The organism is Zestomonas insulae, from assembly GCF_016901015.1.
In the GTDB taxonomy this organism is placed as follows: domain Bacteria; phylum Pseudomonadota; class Gammaproteobacteria; order Pseudomonadales; family Pseudomonadaceae; genus Aquipseudomonas; species Aquipseudomonas insulae.
The window spans coordinates 302,599-320,101 of record NZ_JAFEUP010000005.1; the positions used below are offsets into that span (position 1 = coordinate 302,599).

General features: G+C 66.0%; 15 protein-coding genes and 1 pseudogene. 4 read left to right on the forward strand and 12 right to left on the reverse strand.

All coding sequences use genetic code 11. The features are described 5' to 3' along the window. Positions 1 to 83: 83 nt before the first annotated feature. Positions 84 to 1,055 (reverse strand): GGDEF domain-containing protein, encoded by a 972-nt coding sequence (locus JQX08_RS17280; RefSeq protein WP_205349654.1) that lies wholly within the window; start codon positions 1,053 to 1,055, stop codon positions 84 to 86. A 216-nt stretch (positions 1,056 to 1,271) separates the two neighbouring features. Continuing rightward, entirely contained in the window at positions 1,272 to 2,459 is a 1,188-nt protein-coding gene (gene desA / locus JQX08_RS17285; RefSeq protein ID WP_205349655.1) for a delta-9 fatty acid desaturase DesA, read from the reverse strand. Between the two features lie 159 nt (positions 2,460 to 2,618). Between desA and JQX08_RS17290 the strand changes: the two genes are divergently transcribed. Beyond that, complete coding sequence (locus tag JQX08_RS17290) at positions 2,619 to 4,514, forward strand: putative bifunctional diguanylate cyclase/phosphodiesterase (protein WP_205349656.1); 1,896 nt, start codon at positions 2,619 to 2,621, stop codon at positions 4,512 to 4,514. 13 nt (positions 4,515 to 4,527) lie between these two features. Here the strand turns inward: JQX08_RS17290 and JQX08_RS17295 are convergent, their stop codons facing one another. The 7 genes from JQX08_RS17295 to JQX08_RS17325 all read right to left on the reverse strand — a co-directional run bounded on the left by JQX08_RS17295 (position 4,528) and on the right by JQX08_RS17325 (position 10,359). Continuing rightward, positions 4,528 to 4,743 (reverse strand): TOBE domain-containing protein, encoded by a 216-nt coding sequence (locus JQX08_RS17295; RefSeq protein WP_181086546.1) that lies wholly within the window; start codon positions 4,741 to 4,743, stop codon positions 4,528 to 4,530. A 39-nt stretch (positions 4,744 to 4,782) separates the two neighbouring features. Beyond that, the gene (gene ssuB / locus JQX08_RS17300) at positions 4,783 to 5,583 is read right to left on the reverse strand and encodes an aliphatic sulfonates ABC transporter ATP-binding protein (protein ID WP_205349657.1); all 801 of its coding nucleotides are present in this window, start codon (positions 5,581 to 5,583) and stop codon (positions 4,783 to 4,785) included. Beyond that, positions 5,580 to 6,374, reverse strand: a complete 795-nt coding sequence (ssuC, locus tag JQX08_RS17305) for an aliphatic sulfonate ABC transporter permease SsuC (RefSeq protein ID WP_205349658.1) — start codon at positions 6,372 to 6,374, stop codon at positions 5,580 to 5,582. Before ssuC ends, ssuB begins: the two co-directional genes overlap by 4 nt. Positions 6,375 to 6,555: 181 nt before the next feature. Beyond that, positions 6,556 to 7,704 carry an FMNH2-dependent alkanesulfonate monooxygenase gene (gene ssuD / locus JQX08_RS17310; protein WP_205349659.1) on the reverse strand — a complete coding sequence of 383 codons (1,149 nt, stop codon included), beginning with the start codon at positions 7,702 to 7,704 and terminating at the stop codon, positions 6,556 to 6,558. Between the two features lie 247 nt (positions 7,705 to 7,951). Continuing rightward, positions 7,952 to 8,935 (reverse strand): sulfonate ABC transporter substrate-binding protein, encoded by a 984-nt coding sequence (locus JQX08_RS17315; RefSeq protein WP_205349660.1) that lies wholly within the window; start codon positions 8,933 to 8,935, stop codon positions 7,952 to 7,954. 194 nt (positions 8,936 to 9,129) lie between these two features. Further along, positions 9,130 to 9,711, reverse strand: coding sequence for an NADPH-dependent FMN reductase (gene ssuE, locus JQX08_RS17320; protein ID WP_205349661.1), 582 nt, complete (start codon positions 9,709 to 9,711; stop codon positions 9,130 to 9,132). Between the two features lie 9 nt (positions 9,712 to 9,720). Beyond that, on the reverse strand, positions 9,721 to 10,359 hold the full coding sequence (locus JQX08_RS17325) for a peroxiredoxin (protein ID WP_205349662.1): 639 nt from the start codon (positions 10,357 to 10,359) through the stop codon (positions 9,721 to 9,723). 234 nt (positions 10,360 to 10,593) lie between these two features. Here JQX08_RS17325 and JQX08_RS17330 point away from each other — a divergent pair, with 234 nt between their 5' ends. Beyond that, positions 10,594 to 11,589: a sulfate ABC transporter substrate-binding protein gene (locus JQX08_RS17330; protein ID WP_205349663.1), complete on the forward strand. Its 996-nt coding sequence runs from the start codon at positions 10,594 to 10,596 to the stop codon at positions 11,587 to 11,589. Between the two features lie 63 nt (positions 11,590 to 11,652). Here the strand turns inward: JQX08_RS17330 and JQX08_RS17335 are convergent, their stop codons facing one another. The 3 genes from JQX08_RS17335 to JQX08_RS17345 form a co-directional block, all read right to left on the reverse strand. Then, positions 11,653 to 12,231 (reverse strand): hypothetical protein, encoded by a 579-nt coding sequence (locus JQX08_RS17335; RefSeq protein WP_205349664.1) that lies wholly within the window; start codon positions 12,229 to 12,231, stop codon positions 11,653 to 11,655. After that, on the reverse strand, positions 12,228 to 12,848 hold the full coding sequence (locus JQX08_RS17340) for a hypothetical protein (RefSeq protein WP_205349665.1): 621 nt from the start codon (positions 12,846 to 12,848) through the stop codon (positions 12,228 to 12,230). Before JQX08_RS17340 ends, JQX08_RS17335 begins: the two co-directional genes overlap by 4 nt. A 271-nt stretch (positions 12,849 to 13,119) precedes the next feature. Continuing rightward, positions 13,120 to 14,481: an OprD family porin gene (locus tag JQX08_RS17345; protein ID WP_205349666.1), complete on the reverse strand. Its 1,362-nt coding sequence runs from the start codon at positions 14,479 to 14,481 to the stop codon at positions 13,120 to 13,122. A gap of 356 nt (positions 14,482 to 14,837) precedes the next feature. Between JQX08_RS17345 and JQX08_RS17350 the strand changes: the two genes are divergently transcribed. Then, complete coding sequence (locus tag JQX08_RS17350) at positions 14,838 to 16,841, forward strand: OPT family oligopeptide transporter (RefSeq protein WP_205349667.1); 2,004 nt, start codon at positions 14,838 to 14,840, stop codon at positions 16,839 to 16,841. Positions 16,842 to 16,878: 37 nt separating this feature from the next. Continuing rightward, positions 16,879 to 17,502: pseudogene (locus JQX08_RS17355) on the forward strand (class I SAM-dependent methyltransferase). Position 17,503 lies beyond the last annotated feature (1 nt).

Below are 17,503 nucleotides of genomic sequence, written 5' to 3' on the forward strand. Positions count from 1 at the left end.
TAGCGCCTAACGCCGCTAGCGCCTTAGCGCTGCCACTCGCCCGCCGGGGAACTAACGCACGCAGCCACTCACGGCGTGCGAGCTCAGGCCACCACGATCTGGTTCTTGCCCTGCCGCTTGGCCTGGTACATCGCCGCGTCGGCGCGGCCGAACAGCGTGTCCAGCGCCGGGTCGGCGGCAGTCAGGCTGGTCAGGCCCTGGCTGACGGTGACCCGGAAGGTCGTGCCGTTGGCGCTGAAGCTCAGGCGCTGCACCTCGCGCTGCAGGCGCTCGGCGATCTGGCTGGCGACGCCCTCCTCGCAGTGCGGCAATACCGCGGCGAACTCCTCGCCACCGATTCGCCCGAACAGGTCGCCACGCCGCAATGCCGCGGCGCCGCACTGGGCGATGCGCTGCAGGACGATGTCGCCCATCTGGTGGCCGTAGGTGTCGTTGATCTGCTTGAAGTCATCGACGTCGAGGAGCAGAAACGCCAGCGGCGCATCGGCCTGGCGCGCCGCCTCGAACTCGCGCTGCGCGCATTCGAAGAAGTAGCGGCGGTTGCAGCTCTGGGTCAGCACGTCGGTGGTGGCCAGGCGTTGCAGCTCGCCTTCCAGCTGCTTCTTCTCGGTGATGTCCTCGGCGATGCCGACCAGTACCGGGCCGTCCTGCGCGTTGGCGTGACGGCTGACAAAGCACTTGTCGCTGAGCCAGCGCAGCTGCCCGTCGCTGCGCAGGATGCGGTACTCGCGGGTCTCCACCGCGCCCTTCTCCAGCGCCGCGGCGAGGCTCTCGGCGGCGTAGTCCATGTCGTCGGGGTAGATGCTGTTCAGCCACTCGTTGTAGTCGGCCAGCAGCAGGGCGGCGGAGCGGCCGAACACCCGCTCGTAGGCCGGGCTGACGTAGATCATCTGCCGGGTCTGCCAGTTGAAGGCCCACAGCACCGCGTTGACACTGCCCAGCAGGCCGCTGATCAGCTGCTCGCGTTCGCGCAGCCGCTCGACCTCGCCGCGACTGTGCAGCAGCGCCAGAGTGAGCTCTTCGAGCTCGCTGGGTATGCGTGAATTCTCGTCCATTAGAAGCCCGCTCCTAGGAAATTGCCGGCCGTTAGCCGCAGCATACTGCTTCCGCTGATTCATCAACATAGTGCCCGCCGAATGGCTGATTCTCTGGTTCGCGAACAGAGGTAGACCACCCGCGCAGGGCTTCGTTTCATCCTTGGCGGCAATCGCCGGGCATGAAAAAGCCGCCGGCTCTGGCGAGGCGGCGGCTTGGCGGTGACGCGCGGCGTATTACGCCATGGCGGCGGGACGCAGCGAGTAGGTCTTCAGCTGCTCGGCGAAGTCGCGCAGCGACTGGATGCCGCTGGCCTCGGCCTCGTGCACCCACTGCTTGATTGCCTCGAGCATGTCGTGGCCGTTGGCGCTGGTCTTGGCCCAGATCTGCTGCAGCGCCAGGCGCTTCTCGTAGATCACCTTGAGTGCCTGGCTCTGCGCCAGCAGGTCGGCGATGCGCGCCTGGTGGCGCTCTTCCAGCAGGCTCGGCTCACGCGACAGCAGGCGCTTGGCGCGGCGGAACAGGTGGCGCACCGACTCGTCGGCCTTGCCCAGCTCCTGCTTGACCAGCGGCGCGATGACCAGCTTGCGGTACTGCGCCATGATCTGGAAACGGTTGTTGAGGATGGCCATGGCGGTGTCCATGTCCAGGTTCAACTTGCCTTCCACGCGGTGGGCGATCGGTGCGACGCGCTGCACCTGGGCCATGCCGAGCAGGCTGAACAGCTTGATCCAGAACCAGCCCATGTCGAACTCCCACTTGCGCACCGACAGCTTGGCCGAGTTCGGGTAGGTGTGGTGGTTGTTATGCAGCTCCTCACCACCGATCAGGATGCCCCACGGCACCAGGTTGGTAGCGGCGTCGCGGCATTCGAAGTTGCGGTAGCCGACCGCGTGGCCGAGGCCGTTGATCACGCCCGCCGCCCACACCGGAATCCACATCATCTGCACCGCCCACACGGTCATGCCGAGCACGCCGAACAGGGCCAGGTCGATGATCGCCATCAGGGTCACGCCGCCAATCGGGAAGCGCGAGTAGAGGTTGCGCTCGATCCAGTCTTCCGGGCAGTTCTTGCCGTAGATACGCAGGGTTTCCTGATTCTTCGCCTCGGCCTGGTACAGCTCGGCACCGGTGCGCAGCACGGTGCCGAGGCCCTTGATCACCGGGCTGTGCGGGTCATCGACGGTTTCGCACTTGGCGTGGTGCTTGCGGTGGATGGCGGTCCACTCGCGGGTGTTCTGGCCGGTGGTCAGCCACAGCCAGAAGCGGAAGAAGTGTTTCAGCGCCGGGTGCAGTTCCAGCGCGCGGTGCGCCGAATAGCGGTGCAGGTAGACCGTCACGGAGACGATGGTGATGTGGGTCATTACCAGGGTGACCGCCACCAGCTGCCAGGCCGACAGGTCGAGTAAGCCGTTGTACCACATAGACAGGGATGCCTCAGGGGGGGGTAATCGGACGGGTTTGTCGGACAAACCTGCAGGCATTATCTCTGACTTAGGTCAGAAAACCAGCCGATCTTTTAGATCAGAATGTGTCCCCTACCGCCTCGTCCATATCCGTCCGCATCGCCTACAGTAAGTTGCATGATGATCCCGCTCAACGCCCGCCGCCTCACGCTCGCCTACCTGGTGGGCGCTCTTCTGTGGATGATCTTCGGCGACTGGCTGCTCCACGACCAACTGAAGGTGCTGGATAACTTCCCGGGCGTCGAATACCTGATTGTCGTGCGCCGCCTGCTGTTCATCCTGATCACCGCCGGCCTGCTGTTTCTCCTCCTGCGCGCCGGCGAGCGGCGCCTGCGCACGAAGCGCAGCACCTTGCTGCAGCACAACGAACAGCTGCGCCAGGCCGCGGCGGTGTTCGAGTCGACCCAGGAAGGGGTGATGGTCACCGACCTGCGCTCGCAGATCCTCCACGTCAACCCGGCGTTCTGTCGCATCACCGGCTACGAAGTCGACGAAGTGCTCGGCAAGAACCCGCGCCTGCTCAAGTCCGGACGGCATGACCAGAGCTTCTACCAGAGCCTGTTCGAGTCGGTGAAGCATCACGGCGTGTGGAGCGGCGAGATCTGGAACCGCCGCAAGAACGGCGAGATCTACCCGCAGTGGTACTGCATCCGCGCCATCCACGATGAAAGCGGCGCACTGCAGAACTACGTCGCGGTGTTCTCCGACATCACCGCGATCAAGCGCTCGCAACACGAGCTCGACCACCTGGCGCACCACGACCCGCTCAGCGAGCTGCCCAACCGCCTGCTGTTCGTCGACCGCGTGACCCACGCGCTGGAGCGCCAGCAATCGGCGCGCGACCGCGATGGCGCGCTGCTGCTGCTCGACCTCGACCACTTCAAGCACATCAATGACAGCCTCGGCCACAACGCCGGCGACCAGCTGATCAAGCAGGTTGGCGAGCGCCTCCGCGCCGAGATCAGCGAGGACATGACCTTGGCGCGCATGGGCGGCGACGAGTTCGCCCTGCTCTGCGAGGAGTGCGCGCAGCCGAGCTTCGCTGGCAACCTCGCGCAGCGCCTGCTGGACGCGCTGAGCCAGCCGTTCCAGCTCGGCGAGCGGGAAGTGGTGGTCAGCGCCAGCGTCGGCATCGCGCTGTTTCCGGCCGACGGGCGCACCGTCGATGAACTGCTCAGCAGCGCCGATGCGGCACTGTTCAAGGCCAAGAGCGACGGCCGCCAGACCTATGCGTTCTACAGCCAGGAACTGACCCGTCTGTCGCAGCTGCACATCGAGCTGGGCAGCGCGCTGCGCCAGGCACTCGAACTGGGCCAGTTGCAACCGCACTTCCAGCCGATCCACGACCTGGCGAGCGGCCGGTTGATCGGCGCCGAGGCGCTGATTCGTTGGCGCCACCCGGAGCGCGGCCTGGTGCCGCCAGGCGACTTCATCCCGCTGGCCGAAGAGACCGGGCTGATCGTCGCTATCGATCAATGGATGCTCGAGCAGGCGTGTCGTCAGCTGCTGGCCTGGCCGCAGCTGGAGTTCATCGCGGTGAACATCTCCAGCCGGCTGTTCAGTCGCGGCGAGCTGGACCAGCACGTCGCGCGGGTGCTCGCCGAAACCGGTCTGCCGCCGCACAAGCTGGAACTGGAAGTGACCGAAAGCGCGGTGATGTTCGATCCGGATGCCGCGCTGGACATGATGCAGCGCCTGCGCAAGCTCGGTGTGCGCCTGGCGATCGACGATTTCGGCACCGGCTATTCATCGCTGACGCGCCTGAAGAACATGCCGGTCAACAAGTTGAAGATCGATCAGAGCTTCGTCGCCGGCATGCCGCAGGACCACGACGACGTGGCGATTGCCCGTTCGATCATCACCCTCTGCCACAGTCTCGGCCTCAAGGTGCTCGCCGAGGGCATCGAACAGCCGGAGCAGCAGGAGCTGCTCGGCTTGCTCGGCTGTGACATGGGGCAGGGCTATCTGTTCGGGCGGCCGCTGCCGGCCAGCGAGTGGCCGCGCAACGCCTGAACGCCCCGCCGCATTACAGCTTGGCGATCGACACTTCGGTGGATTTGACGAAGGCGATCACTTCGCTGCCGACGCCCAGCTCCAGCTCCTTGACCGAACGCGTGGTAATCACCGAGGTGACGATACCGGCGGCGGTCTGCACGTCGATTTCCGAGAGCACGTCGCCGAGGACGATTTCCTTGATGGTGCCTTTGAACTGGTTGCGGACGTTGATGGCTTTGATGGTCATGGTGAATCTCCTAGCAGTCGAGGGTACGGGATGAAGTGGTTACAGCGCCCAGCGCAGTTGCGTGGGCAGCGGTGAAACGGGTTCCGGTTCGGGCGGCAGCGGCGGTTGCGCGAGCACCCGGTTGAGCACTTCCGCCTCCAGCGCGGCGAGCCGCGCCGAGGCGCGCGCCCGCGGGCGGGCCAGACCGACCGGCAGGTCGAGGCCGACGCGGCCATCCTCGATGAGGATCACCCGGTCGGCGGTGGCCACCGCCTCGCTGACGTCGTGGGTGACCAGCAGTACGGTGAAGCCATGCTGCTGCCACAGGCGTTCGATCAGCTGCTGCATCTCGATGCGGGTCAGCGCATCCAGCGCGCCGAGCGGCTCGTCGAGCAGCAGCAGGCGCGGTTGATGGATCAGTGCGCGGGCCAGGGCGACGCGTTGCTTCTGGCCGCCGGACAACGCCGCCGGCCATTCATTGGCGCGATCGGCCAGGCCGACCGCTTCCAGCGCCTCGCGGGCCTTGGCGCGCCAGTCGCCGGACAGACCCAGGCCGACGTTGTCGATTACCCGTTTCCAGGGCAGCAGACGGGCGTCCTGGAACATCAGGCGGATGTCTTCGCGGGCCGCCGCCAGCGGGCCGTTGCCGGCCAGCAGCGCGCCGCTGCTCGGCTGGTCGAGACCGGCCAGGAGGCGCAGCAGGGTGCTCTTGCCGCAACCGCTGCGGCCGACCACGGCAACGAACTGGCCGGCCGGGATGTGCAGGTCGATGTCACTCAGCACCTGGCGCTCGCCGAAGCGTTTGCCGATGCCGTCGAGCGCCAGCGGGATGCCGCGCTTGAGGGTATGCAGGGCCGTCATGCGGCACCGCCTTTGGCCTGGTAGGCCGGGTGCCAGCGCAGCCAGACGCGTTCCAGGCCGCGCGCGGCGAGGTCGGCGAGCTTGCCGAGCACCGCGTAGAGGAGGATCGCCAGGACCACCACGTCGGTCTGCAGGAATTCGCGGGCGTTCATCGCCAGGTAGCCGATGCCGGCACTGGCGGAAATCGTCTCGGCGACGATCAGGGTCAGCCACATGAAGCCGAGGGCGAAACGCACGCCGACCAGGATCGACGGCAGCGCGCCGGGCAGGATCACCTGGCGGAACAGCGCGAAGCCTGACAGCCCGTAGCTGCGTGCCATCTCCAGCAGGCCGGGGTCGATGTTGCGGATGCCGTGGTACGTGTTGAGGTAGATCGGGAACAGCGTGCCGAGGGCGACCAGGAAGATCTTCGCGCTCTCGTCGATGCCGAACCACAGGATCACCAGTGGGATCAGCGCCAGGTGCGGCACGTTGCGCAGCATCTGCACCGAGCTGTCGAGCAGCCGCTCGCCCCAGGTCGACAGGCCGGTGATCAGGCCGAGCAGCAGGCCGAGGGCGCCGCCGATGGCGAAGCCGATGCCGGCGCGCCAGCCGCTGATCGCCAGGTGCTGCCAGAGCTCGCCGCTCTGCACCAGTTGCACGCCGGCGGCGAACACCGCGCTGGGCGCCGGCAGGATGCGCGTCGACAGCCAGCCGGCCTCCACCGCCAGCTGCCAGGCGGCCAGCAGGGCCAGCGGCAAGGCCCAGGGGGCCAGGCGCGTGGCGAATCTATTGAAGGTTGTTGCAGTCATCTTGGTCTTCCTGAATCGCTGGTACCTACCGCTGGCGCTCCCTCACCCCAACTCTCTCCCGAAGGGAGAGGGAGCCTGGCGGTGTAGCCGGCCAGTTCGGCGCCAAGCCGAAGCTCGGCCAATTCCCCTCGCCCTCCGGGAGAGGGGGTAGGGCGGCCCGCGTAGGGGTGAGGGGCGCCCCTCAACTCGCCGACGCCGCCTTGGGCAGCACGTCGTTGGCGACCATCTCGCCGAACGGGCTGATGTAGCCGCGCCCTTCGGGCTGCGCCGGGCGCGCCACGTCGAGGTGCGGGAACAGCAGCTCGGCGACCCGGTAGGACTCTTCGAGGTGCGGGTAGCCGGAGAAGATGAAGGTGTCGATGCCGAGGTCGGCGTATTCCTTGACCCGCGCGGCCACGGTCGGGCCGTCGCCGACCAGCGCGGTACCGGCGCCGCCACGCACCAGGCCGACGCCGGCCCAGAGGTTCGGCGAGACTTCCAGGTGGTCCTTGCTGCCACCGTGCAGGGCGGCCATGCGTTGCTGGCCGACCGAATCGAAGCGCGCCAGCGACGCCTGGGCGCGGGCGATGGTGTCGTCGTCGAGGTGGCTGATCAGCCGGTCGGCGGCGGCCCAGGCTTCGGCGTTGGTCTCGCGGACGATGACGTGCAGGCGGATGCCGAAGCGCACTTCGCGCCCCTGCGCGGCAGCCTTGGCGCGCACCTGGGCAATCTTCTCGGCGACCGCGGCCGGCGGCTCGCCCCACGTCAGGTACAGCTCGACCTGCTCGGCGGCGAGGTCCTGCGCGGCCTCCGAGGAGCCGCCGAAGTACAGCGGCGGGCGCGGTTGCTGGATCGGCGGGTAGAGCAGCTTGGCGCCCTTCACTTGCAGGTGCTTGCCGTCGTAGTCGACGGTTTCGCCTTCCAGCACGCGGCGCCAGATGCGGGTGAATTCGACCGAGGCCTCGTAACGCTCCTCGTGGCTCAGGTGCAGACCGTCGCCGGCCAGTTCGTCCGGGTCGCCGCCGGTCACCAGGTTGAACAGCGCGCGGCCGTTCGACAGGCGATCGAGGGTCGCCGCCTGACGTGCCGCGACGGTCGGCGAGATGATCCCCGGGCGCAGCGCGACGAGGAATTTCAGGCGCTGGGTGACCGGGATCAGCGAGGCCGCGACCAGCCAGGAATCCTCGCAGGAGCGCCCGGTGGGAATCAGTACGCCGCCGAAACCGAGACGGTCGGCCGCCTGGGCGATCTGCTGCAGGTAGCCGTGATCGACGGCACGTGCGCCTTCGGCGGTGCCCAGGTAGTGGCCGTCGCCGTGGGTCGGCAGGAACCAGAACAGGTTGAGGCTCATTGGAGTGGTCTCCTTGGTCTTGCATAGCCCGGATGCACTCCGGGACCAGGTTTTCCCGGATTGCCTCCGGGCTACGGTACTTGCTCTTGCGCGGCCGGTTGGTCCCTGTGGATTCCCGCATCCGCGGGAATGACGGGGGCGGGCTCGGCGACACTGTTGCCCATGACTCCGTCGTCCCCGCGCAGGCGGGGACCCAGTAGTTCATCTGCCTGCTCCTGCGCCACTCATGACGCTGGCGCTCGAGCGGTTACTGCGCCTTGGCCACCTTGGCGGCACCCGGCTGCCACACCACATCGGCGATGCTGAGCTTCTTGGGAATTAGCTTCAGCGCGGTGAAGGTGTCGGCGATCTTCTGCTGCGCGGCGACCACTTGCGGGGTGAGGAACTGCGCGCCGTAGCCCTGGCGTTTCACCGCGATGGCGGTGATGTCCTTGGGCAGGCCGAGCAGCGGCGCGACCTGTTCGGTGACCTTGTCCGGATCGGCCTTGGAGTCCTCACCGACGGCGCGAACTTCTTCGATCAGGGTGGCGATCACCTGCGGGTTCTTTTGCGCATAGGGGCGGGTCGCCAGGTAGAACTGGTGGTTGTCGACCAGCTTCTCGCCGTTGCGCAGGGTGCGCGCCTGCAGCTGCAGTTCGGCGGCGGCCTGGAAGGGGTCCCAGATCACCCAGGCGTCGACGCTGCCGCGCTCGAAGGCGGCGCGCGCATCGGCCGGCGGCAGGTACACCGGTTGGATGTCGCTGTACTTCAGGCCGGCCTCTTCGAGGGCGCGGACCAGCAGGTAATGGACGTTGGAGCCCTTGTTCAGGGCGACCTTCTTGCCCTTCAGCTCGGCCACCGATTTCAGCGGCGAGTCCTTGGCCACCAGGATCGCTTCGCTGGTCGGCGCGGGCGGCTCGTAGGCCACGTAAAGCAGGTCGGCACCGGCAGCCTGGGCGAACACCGGCGGGGTTTCGCCGGTCACGCCGAAGTCGATCGAGCCGACGTTGAGGCCTTCGAGCAGCTGCGGGCCGCCGGGGAACTCGGTCCATTTCACCTCGACGCCCTGCTCGGCCAGGCGCTTCTCCAGCGAACCCTTGGCCTTGAGCAGCACCAGGGTGCCGTATTTCTGATAGCCGATACGCAGGATGCTCTTGTCCTGAGAAGCAGCTTGCGCTTGGGTGATGGCGCCGAAGGTGATGGCCGCGGCAAACAGGGCGACCAGGCTCCGACGCAGAGTGATGGTGCGCATGGCGCTCTCCTTCTCTGAGTACGTTGGTTTGGTTCGCCTGCTTGCCCGTTGGCGGGTGAGTAAGGCTGATGGTGCTTGCATGGTGCCGCCGGCTACCCGGCGTGCACCGTTTTTTGTAGGAGCGAATTCATTCGCGAATCCCGGCCACTCCGAGCCACCTCAATCGCGAATGAATTCGCTCCTACATAACTCGTTCAAACACTCCAGCGGGCGGTGGCCAGCAGGTTCTTGTCGAGTAACTGCGGACGACGCAGCAACGCGCCGTGGAACTGCGCCAGGGCATCCTCCAGCCGTTCGCTCAATCCGGCAGAGAACTGCGCCGGCGCACCGGCTTCGCCGTAGGCGATCTGGCTGTCGTCGGCGAACACGCCGTGCAGCACTTCCTGGGCCTTCAGCGCGCCGAGCACCGGCTTCAGCGCGTAGTCGACCGCCAGCAGGTGCGCCGGGCTGCCACCGGTGGCCAGCGGCAACACCACCTTGTGCTCGAGGGCGCGCTCCGGCAGCACATCGAGCAGGGTCTTCAGCGCCCCGGAAAACGACGCCTTGTACACCGGCGTGGCGACCAGCAGACCGTCGGCGCGCGCGACCTGGGTGAGCAGGTCGCGGATGCGCGGACTGTCGAAGCGGGCGAACAGCAGGTCATCGGCGGCGAAGTCGGTGATCCGGTACTCCACCACCTCGATGCCACTGCGTTCCAGCCAGCGCCGCGAACGGTCCAGCAACAGGTTCGAGCGCGAGCGCACGGCCGGACTGCCGCCGAGCAAAACCACCAGCATCACCAGCCCTCAGCGGTTCGGTTGCGCGGTCAGGCGCAGGTAAGGTTTCACCGCGCGATAGCCCTGCGGGAAGCGCCGCTGGATTTCTTCCGGGTCCTGCAGCGAGGGGACAATCACCACCTCGTCGCCGTCCTGCCAGTTGGCCGGGGTGGCGACCTTGTGGTGCTCGGTCAGCTGCAGCGAATCGATGACGCGCAGGATCTCGTTGAAGTTGCGCCCGGTGCTGGCCGGGTAGGTGATGATCAGGCGCACCTTCTTGTTCGGATCGATGATGAACAGCGAACGCACGGTGAGGGTGTCGTTGGCGTTCGGGTGAATCAGGTCGTAGAGGCCGGAGACCTTGCGGTCGGCGTCGGCAATGATCGGGAAGTTGACGCGGGTGTTCTGCGTTTCGTTGATGTCGTCTATCCACTTCAGGTGCGAGTCGACCGGGTCGACCGACAGCGCCAGGACCTTCACACCGCGCTCGGCGAACTGGTCCTTGAGCTTGGCGGTGAAGCCCAGCTCGGTGGTGCACACCGGGGTGAAGTCGGCCGGGTGCGAGAACAGCACGCCCCAGCTGTTGCCCAGCCAATCGTGGAAGCGGATGCGACCTTCGCTGGAGTCCTGTTCGAAGTCGGGGGCGATATCGCCGAGTCTGAGGGTCATGGTGCAGCTCCTGGGCACGTGTTCTGTGGCGCTCACTATGCTCAGGCTCGAGGCGAATTAAAAAGAATAAATAACAATTTATCTAGATCATAAAAGAATATAAGTCTCTTCCCTCGACCGCTAGAATTCATCGCCATCCAGCTATAAGAAGCTAATCAAATATTCTTTATCAGAATAAAAAACAGCCTCTATAGTCCTCCCGTTTCGCTCACACCTAAGGACAAGGACATTGCTATGAAGCGACTGCTCACCTCTTCCCTGCTCGCCGCCGGCCTGGCGCTGGCCTCGGGCGCCCAGGCGGCGACCCTGCTCAACGTCTCCTACGACGTGATGCGCGACTTCTACAAGGAGTACAACGCAGCCTTCCAGAAGCACTGGCAAGCCGAAGGTGGCGACGCGCTGACCATCCAGATGTCCCACGGCGGCTCGAGCAAGCAGGCGCGCGCGGTGATCGACGGCCTGCCCGCCGACGTGATCACCATGAACATGGCCACCGACATCAACGCCCTCGCCGACCACGGCGGCCTGGTACCGCAGAACTGGGCCACTCGCCTGCCGGGCAACAGCGCGCCGTTCACCTCGGCCACCGTGTTCATCGTGCGCAAGGGCAACCCGAAGAACCTCAAGGACTGGCCGGACCTGCTCAAGGACGGCGTCGAGGTGGTGGTGCCCAACCCGAAGACCTCCGGTAACGGCCGCTACACCTACCTGTCCGCCTGGGGCTATGTGCTGAAGAACGGCGGTGACGAGAACAAGGCCAAGGAGTTCGTCGGCAAGCTGTTCAAGCAGGCACCGGTGCTGGATACCGGCGGCCGCGCGGCGACCACCACCTTCATCCAGAACCAGATCGGCGACGTGCTGGTGACCTTCGAGAACGAAGCCGAGATGATCGCCCGCGAATTCGGTCGCGGCGGTTTCGAAGTGGTCTACCCGAGCGTCTCCGCCGAAGCCGAGCCGCCGGTGGCGGTGGTCGACAAAGTGGTCGACAAGAAGGGCACCCGCAAGCAGGCCGAGGCCTACTTGAAGTACCTGTGGTCCGAGGAAGGCCAGCGCATCGCCGCCGACAACTACCTGCGCCCGCGCAACCCGAAGATCCTCGCCGAGTTCGCCGATCGCTTCCCGAAAGTCGAGTTCCTGCCGGTGGTGAAGACCTTCGGCGAATGGCCGCAGATCCAGAAGACCCACTTCAACGACGGCGGCGTGTTCGACCAGGTGTACAGCGGCCAGTAATCTCAACCGCAACAACCAAAAAGCCGGGCACTATGCCCGGCTTTTTTGTGGCTGAGCGACGGCTCAGATCAGCTGACGGCGCGCCGCCTCTTCCAGCGTGCTTTGCGTCAGCTGGTTGAGGACACCATCCGGCGACTGGTTGAACGGCAGCGCGAAGATCAGCACCAGCTGCATCCAGGTGGTGATGGTTTCCTTCTTCTCGATGCGCCCCAGTTCCTTACCGCTACCATCGCGGAACACCGTCTCCATGGTCAGCTCGTTATCCGCGGTAGCCGGAATCACCATCAGCGTGAAACCGCTGATGAAGGCCAGCGGCATGCTGCCTCGCTCGTGATTGCGCACGGTCACGTCGACATACAGGTCGGAGGTCTCCTGGGCGGTGGTGACCCGCGCGAAACGCTCGCTGCTCTGGTAGTTGCTCATCAGCAACTTCTCCAGGTTGCTGGAGTTGAAGCCACCGGCCTGCGGATTGCCGTTGAGCAGGTACTGGCTCTCGACCTTGAGGTAGGCGCTGCGCTTCTGCGCCGGCGGCTCGCCCGGCGGCCACTGCTGCACCTCGGCGAGTTGATGCTGCGAATAGGAAATGCAGCCCGTGAGGTTGAGCAGGGCGGCGGCCAGCAGGCCAATGAACAGCTTGTTCATACGCGGCCTTCTTGTTGAGCGAGTTGCTGGGTGCCGTCTTCCAGCAGTTGGTCGACCAGCTGGCGCAGCTGCACGGCGCCGAGCGACAGGTTGAAGTAGTCGTCGTCCCACAGGCCGGTGTTCTGATTGAGCTTCTGCTCCTTGCGGGTGCTGACCAGCTGCTTGCCGTGGGTGTCCTCGATGGTCAGCTCGCCGACCAGGTCGTACTTGTCGACGTAGATCGGCCCGTTGACCCAGATCCACATGGTCAGGGTCAGCAGGGCGCCGGGGAAGTAACCGGGATGCGGCGTGCGCTTGCCCTTCAGCGAGGAGAAATTGAACTTGAGCACCACGTCCTGCTCGCCCACCTTGGCGGGGAAGCTGATCACCTGCTGGAAATACTCGCCACGCTCGACGTAGCGATTCAGCTGGGCGCTGAGCTGCTTGCCAAGCTCCTGGCGACGGCTGTCGTTGAGGCTGCTGTCGGTCACCTGCACCGCCTCGATCATCGCCGCATGCTGAAGCGGAGAAGCGGCCTTGTGCGCCGGATCGCCAAGCGGCCCGGCCGGAGTGAAGGACACGCAGCCGGTCAGCAGCAGGCTGACCAGCGCTGCGCAGAGGCAGTGCAGTGGTTTCATGATTTCGTCCTTGAAAGACTTCGGTTCGGTGGCTGCCCCTGCCTGTCGAAAGCGCTCGCGCGTCGGGCGGCATAGGGGTGGCGCATTGTAGCGGCCAATTGCCTGCATCGGTGAATCCGGCGCGGTACTGAGAGCCTGGCTGTACCGGCTGATCGCCGGCGAGGCGCGCGAGAGGGCAGCCCGCCTGAGGACATAAAAAAGCCGGGCGCAAGGCCCGGCGGAACACCACTCGAGGAACTCTGTGGGCCGCGCCAGGCGCAGCCCGTCTGGCTTACAGCAGGGTCAGGGTGTAGCTGAGGATCACCCGGTTCTCGTCGGAGTCGGCGACGAAGTTGCCGCGCTGGGTAGCGTTGCGCCAGGAGAAACCGAGGCCCTTCAGCGGACCGTCCTGCAGGGTGTAGTCGAGGCGGAAATCGCGTTCCCATTCCTGCTTGTCGCCGGTCGCCGAGTCGATGTTGTCGCCCGACAGGTAGGTGATGATCGCCTTCAGGCCTGGCGCACCGACCTTGGCGAAGTCGTAGCTGTACTCGGTCAACCAGGTGCGCTCGCCGGCGTTCTGGAACTTGCCGATCTGGCGGTCGGTGATCAGGTAGGCGGTGGAGCCATCACCCTGGTTGAGGAACGGGAAGGCGCTGTCGCCGCTGAGGGCCTGGTAGCCGGCGCTCAGTGCATGCGAGCCAAGGGTGTAGGTGAAGAACGCACTCCAGGCCTGGTTGTCGACCTCACCCGTGGTGATCGGCGCGCCCGCACCGGTCACACCGTAGAAGCCGCTGCTGCGATAGCCTTCGGCACGGCCGGCGACGCTGCTGTTCTTGCCGTCGGAGTTGCTGTCGAAGTAACGCAGGTCGCTCTTCAGCACGCCCGGACCGATCGCCCAGTTGTGCAGCAGGCCGACGAAGTGCTGTTTGTAGAAGTCTTCCAGGTTGCCGTAGTAGTACTGTGCAGTGAGGTCCTTGGTCAGCTTGTAGTCGCCGCCGGCGTAGTAGAACTTGTTGGAGTCGGCAATCGCGGCAGTCGCAGGACTCCCCGTCGGACGATTCGCACCGGCGATGCGCAGGCCGATATCGTCGGTGGAGCTACGGGTCTTGGTGTGCTCCAACTGGCCGCCAATCAGGGTCAGGTTATCGATTTCAGTCGAGGTGATCTGCCCGCCCTCGAACAGCTGCGGCAGCAGTCGACCGTCGTTGAAGGTCACCACCGGCAGCTTCGGCTGCAGGGTACCGAGGCGTGCTTCGGTCTTCGACAGGCGCAGTTTGGCGGTCACGCCGGCCTTGCTGTAGTCGTCCACCGCCTTGCCATCGCTGTCCAGCGGGAACAATTGGCCCGGCTTGCGCCGATCACCCACATTCGCATCGCCATCACCGCCGCCGTCGAGCTTGACGCCGAGCAGGCCCACTACGTCGACCCCCGCGCCGACCGTACCTTCGGTGAAACCGGAGGCGTAGTTGAACAGGAAGCCCTGACCCCATTCGCTGGCTTCGCTGTCGTTGTTCGCGGTGTTCTTGCTGTTCAGGTTGTAATAGTAATTGCGCAGGGTCAGCGTCGATTTGCTGTCCTCGATGAAGCCACCGGCGACCGCCTGCTGGCCGAGTGCGGCGAGGGCCACGGCCAGCACCAGGGGGGACTTGTTCATGCTTTGCTCCTAAAAGGTCTTGTTGGCTTTATTGGTCAGGCGTAGGGGGAGACTTCGCTATATACAATTCTATACAGCGTAACGCCATGGTCACAATGCCGAAGTCCGTTTCCTGGCCTTCGCGTACCCCCGGCGGCCGTTGCTCACGGCCAATGAGCTGCACAGTAATGAAAAGTTAATAAATCAAAAAAGAATTGTTAGTTAGATTTTAATTCCTGAAACGCATAACAAGAGCCGCACAACTTTTCCCGCCCAATCCGCACGACTCGGTCAGAACGCCGCGCCAGACAGGTGCCTTCGCCAGCACTGGCCTACGCTAGGACTGCCGCCTCCCAATTCCTCGCCGAGAGCCCTGCATGCTGCAACGCGTCCCCGACACCGCGAACCTGGCCGAACTGACCCTGCGCGGGCTGATCCTCGGCGCGTTGATCACCGTGGTGTTCACCGCCTCCAACGTCTACCTCGGCCTCAAGGTCGGCCTCACATTCGCCTCGTCGATCCCCGCGGCGGTGATCTCCATGGCGGTGCTGCGCTACTTCGCCGGCAGCAACATCCTCGAGAACAACATGGTGCAGACCCAGGCCTCGGCGGCCGGCACCCTGTCGTCGATCATCTTCATCATCCCCGGGCTGCTGATGATCGGTTACTGGGCCGGCTTCCCGTTCGGCCAGACCGCGGCGATCTGCGCGATCGGCGGCATCCTCGGCGTGCTCTACACCATCCCGCTGCGCCGGGTGATGGTGGTGCAGAGCCAGTTGCCCTACCCGGAGGGCGTGGCCGCAGCGGAGATCCTGCGCATCGGCAGCGCCAGCGCCGATGACACCGACGACGCCAGCGCCAGCCAGCAATCCGGCCTGCAGGACATCCTCGCCGGCAGCTTGGTGGCGGCGCTGTTCAGCCTGTGCAGCAGCGGCTTCAAGCTGCTCGGCGAAGGCATCAGCCTGTGGTTCAGTGCCGGCCAGGCGGCGTTTCGCGTGGCCACCGGCTTCTCCCTGGCGCTGGTCGGCGCCGGCTACCTGATGGGCATCACTGCCGGTCTGGCGATCATCGTCGGCGTGGTCATCGCCTGGGGCGTGGCGGTGCCGCTGCTCACCGTCAACGCGGTGCCGGCCGCCGGGCAGAGCCTCGCCGAGCTGGGTAACCAGCTGTGGAGTTCGCAGGTGCGCTTTCTCGGCGCCGGCACCATCGGCATCGCCGCGCTGTGGACCCTGGCCACCCTGTTCCAGTCGATGGTCGCCGGGGTCAGCGCGTCGCTGCGCGCGGTGCGCGGCACCAGCGAGCACAGCAACCTGCGCACCGAGCGCGACCTGCCGGGCAAGGCCATCCTGGCCATCGCCGGGGTGCTGCTGCTCGCCCTGTTCGGCGTGTTCAGCTACTTCCTCGACCAGGCCGCGCCCGACCTCAGTCGCCTGGCGTTCTGGGCGCTGGTGCTGGTGTGCGTGGTGTTCGCCTTCTTCTTCGGCTTCCTGATCGCCGCGGCGTGCGGCTACATGGCCGGCCTGGTCGGCTCCTCGAGCAGCCCGATCTCCGGCATCGGCATCATCGCGGTGATCCTCGTCTCGCTGCTGATCCTAGGCGTCGGCCAGCTCGAACCGCCGCTGCTGGCCCAGGAACACGGCAAGCTGGCGATCGCCCTGGCGCTGTTCACCACCGCGGTGATCATCGCCATCGCGGCGATTTCCAACGACAACCTGCAGGACCTCAAGACCGGCTACCTGGTCGGCGCCACGCCGTGGCGCCAGCAGGTCGCGCTGATCGTCGGCTGCCTGGTCGGCGCGCTGGTGATCCCGGCGGTGCTCGATCTGCTGTACGGCGCTTACGGTTTCACCGGCGCCCTGCCGCGCCCCGGCATGGACCCGCAGCTGGCGCTGGCCGCGCCGCAGGCGACGCTGATGACGGCGATCGCCAGCGGGATTTTCCACGACGCGCTGAACTGGAACATGATCCTCATCGGCATCGCCCTGGGCATCGCGCTGATCGTCGTCGACGTCATGCTGCGGCGCACCGGCAAGGCCAGCCTGCCGGTGCTGGCGGTCGGCCTGGGCATCTACCTGCCGCCGACCATCGGCATGACCCTGGTGGTCGGCGCGCTGCTCGCCTGGCTGCAGGACAACGCCCTGGCGCGCCGCGGCGGCGATCCCGAGCCGGCACGCCGGCGCGGCGTGCTGCTGGCTTCCGGGCTGATCGTCGGCGAGAGCCTGATGGGCATCCTGCTCGCCGCGCTGATCGGTGCCAGCGGCCAGGACGCGCCGCTCGCGCTGGTCGGCGCGGACTTCGCCGGCACCGCGCAATGGCTCGGCCTGGCGCTGTTCCTGCTGGTCTGCGCCTTGTTCTATCGGCGGGTGCTGGCCAGCGCGTAGAGTGGGGGCACGCGATCACGCCCCCTGGACACCGCCCATGAGCAACTCCGACGACCTCGCCTGGATCAGCACACAGACCCTCGCCGACTATTAGCAGAGCGCGGAGAGCTTCCGCGACGGCACCCGCGACCACGACGTGCAGCAGAACATCTCCGCGCTGCTGCGCCATGTGCACGCCGCGCGGCCGTTTCGCATCCTCGACTTCGGCTGCGGTCCGGGGCGTGACCTGCGCACCTTCAGCGAACTCGGCCACCAGCCGGTCGGCCTCGACGGCTGTGCGCGCTTCGTCGAGATGGCGCGCAGCGACGCCGGCTGCGAAGTCTGGCAGCAGGATTTCCTGCAGCTCGACCTGCCCGCCGAACGCTTCGACGGCATCTTCGCCAACGCCTCACTGTTCCATGTGCCACGCAGCGAACTGCCGCGCGTGCTCGGCGAACTGCACGCCAGCCTCGCTCCGGGCGGCGTGCTGTTCTGCTCCAATCCGCGCGGCGACAATCAGGAAGGCTGGCGCCACGGCCGCTACGGCGCCTTCCACGACCTCGACAGCTGGCGCGATTACTTGCATGCCGCCGGCTTCGCCGAGCTTGAGCACTACTACCGCCCTGCCGGTCTGCCACGCGCCCAGCAGCCCTGGCTGGCCAGCGTGTGGCGCAAGGTCTGAG

Coding starts and splice junctions, on each gene's coding strand:
- ssuE (WP_205349661.1), bottom strand. CDS start 9,711: ATGCTGGTGGTTTTGCTCGGCGGCAGTCCGGCCGTGCGCTCGCGCTCG.
- JQX08_RS17290 (WP_205349656.1), top strand. CDS start 2,619: ATGATGATCCCGCTCAACGCCCGCCGCCTCACGCTCGCCTACCTGGTG.
- JQX08_RS17295 (WP_181086546.1), bottom strand. CDS start 4,743: ATGACCATCAAAGCCATCAACGTCCGCAACCAGTTCAAAGGCACCATC.
- JQX08_RS17280 (WP_205349654.1), bottom strand. CDS start 1,055: ATGGACGAGAATTCACGCATACCCAGCGAGCTCGAAGAGCTCACTCTG.
- ssuB (WP_205349657.1), bottom strand. CDS start 5,583: ATGACGGCCCTGCATACCCTCAAGCGCGGCATCCCGCTGGCGCTCGAC.
- ssuC (WP_205349658.1), bottom strand. CDS start 6,374: ATGACTGCAACAACCTTCAATAGATTCGCCACGCGCCTGGCCCCCTGG.
- JQX08_RS17345 (WP_205349666.1), bottom strand. CDS start 14,481: ATGAACAAGTCCCCCCTGGTGCTGGCCGTGGCCCTCGCCGCACTCGGC.
- ssuD (WP_205349659.1), bottom strand. CDS start 7,704: ATGAGCCTCAACCTGTTCTGGTTCCTGCCGACCCACGGCGACGGCCAC.
- JQX08_RS17340 (WP_205349665.1), bottom strand. CDS start 12,848: ATGAAACCACTGCACTGCCTCTGCGCAGCGCTGGTCAGCCTGCTGCTG.
- JQX08_RS17335 (WP_205349664.1), bottom strand. CDS start 12,231: ATGAACAAGCTGTTCATTGGCCTGCTGGCCGCCGCCCTGCTCAACCTC.
- JQX08_RS17325 (WP_205349662.1), bottom strand. CDS start 10,359: ATGACCCTCAGACTCGGCGATATCGCCCCCGACTTCGAACAGGACTCC.
- JQX08_RS17315 (WP_205349660.1), bottom strand. CDS start 8,935: ATGCGCACCATCACTCTGCGTCGGAGCCTGGTCGCCCTGTTTGCCGCG.
- JQX08_RS17330 (WP_205349663.1), top strand. CDS start 10,594: ATGAAGCGACTGCTCACCTCTTCCCTGCTCGCCGCCGGCCTGGCGCTG.
- JQX08_RS17350 (WP_205349667.1), top strand. CDS start 14,838: ATGCTGCAACGCGTCCCCGACACCGCGAACCTGGCCGAACTGACCCTG.
- desA (WP_205349655.1), bottom strand. CDS start 2,459: ATGTGGTACAACGGCTTACTCGACCTGTCGGCCTGGCAGCTGGTGGCG.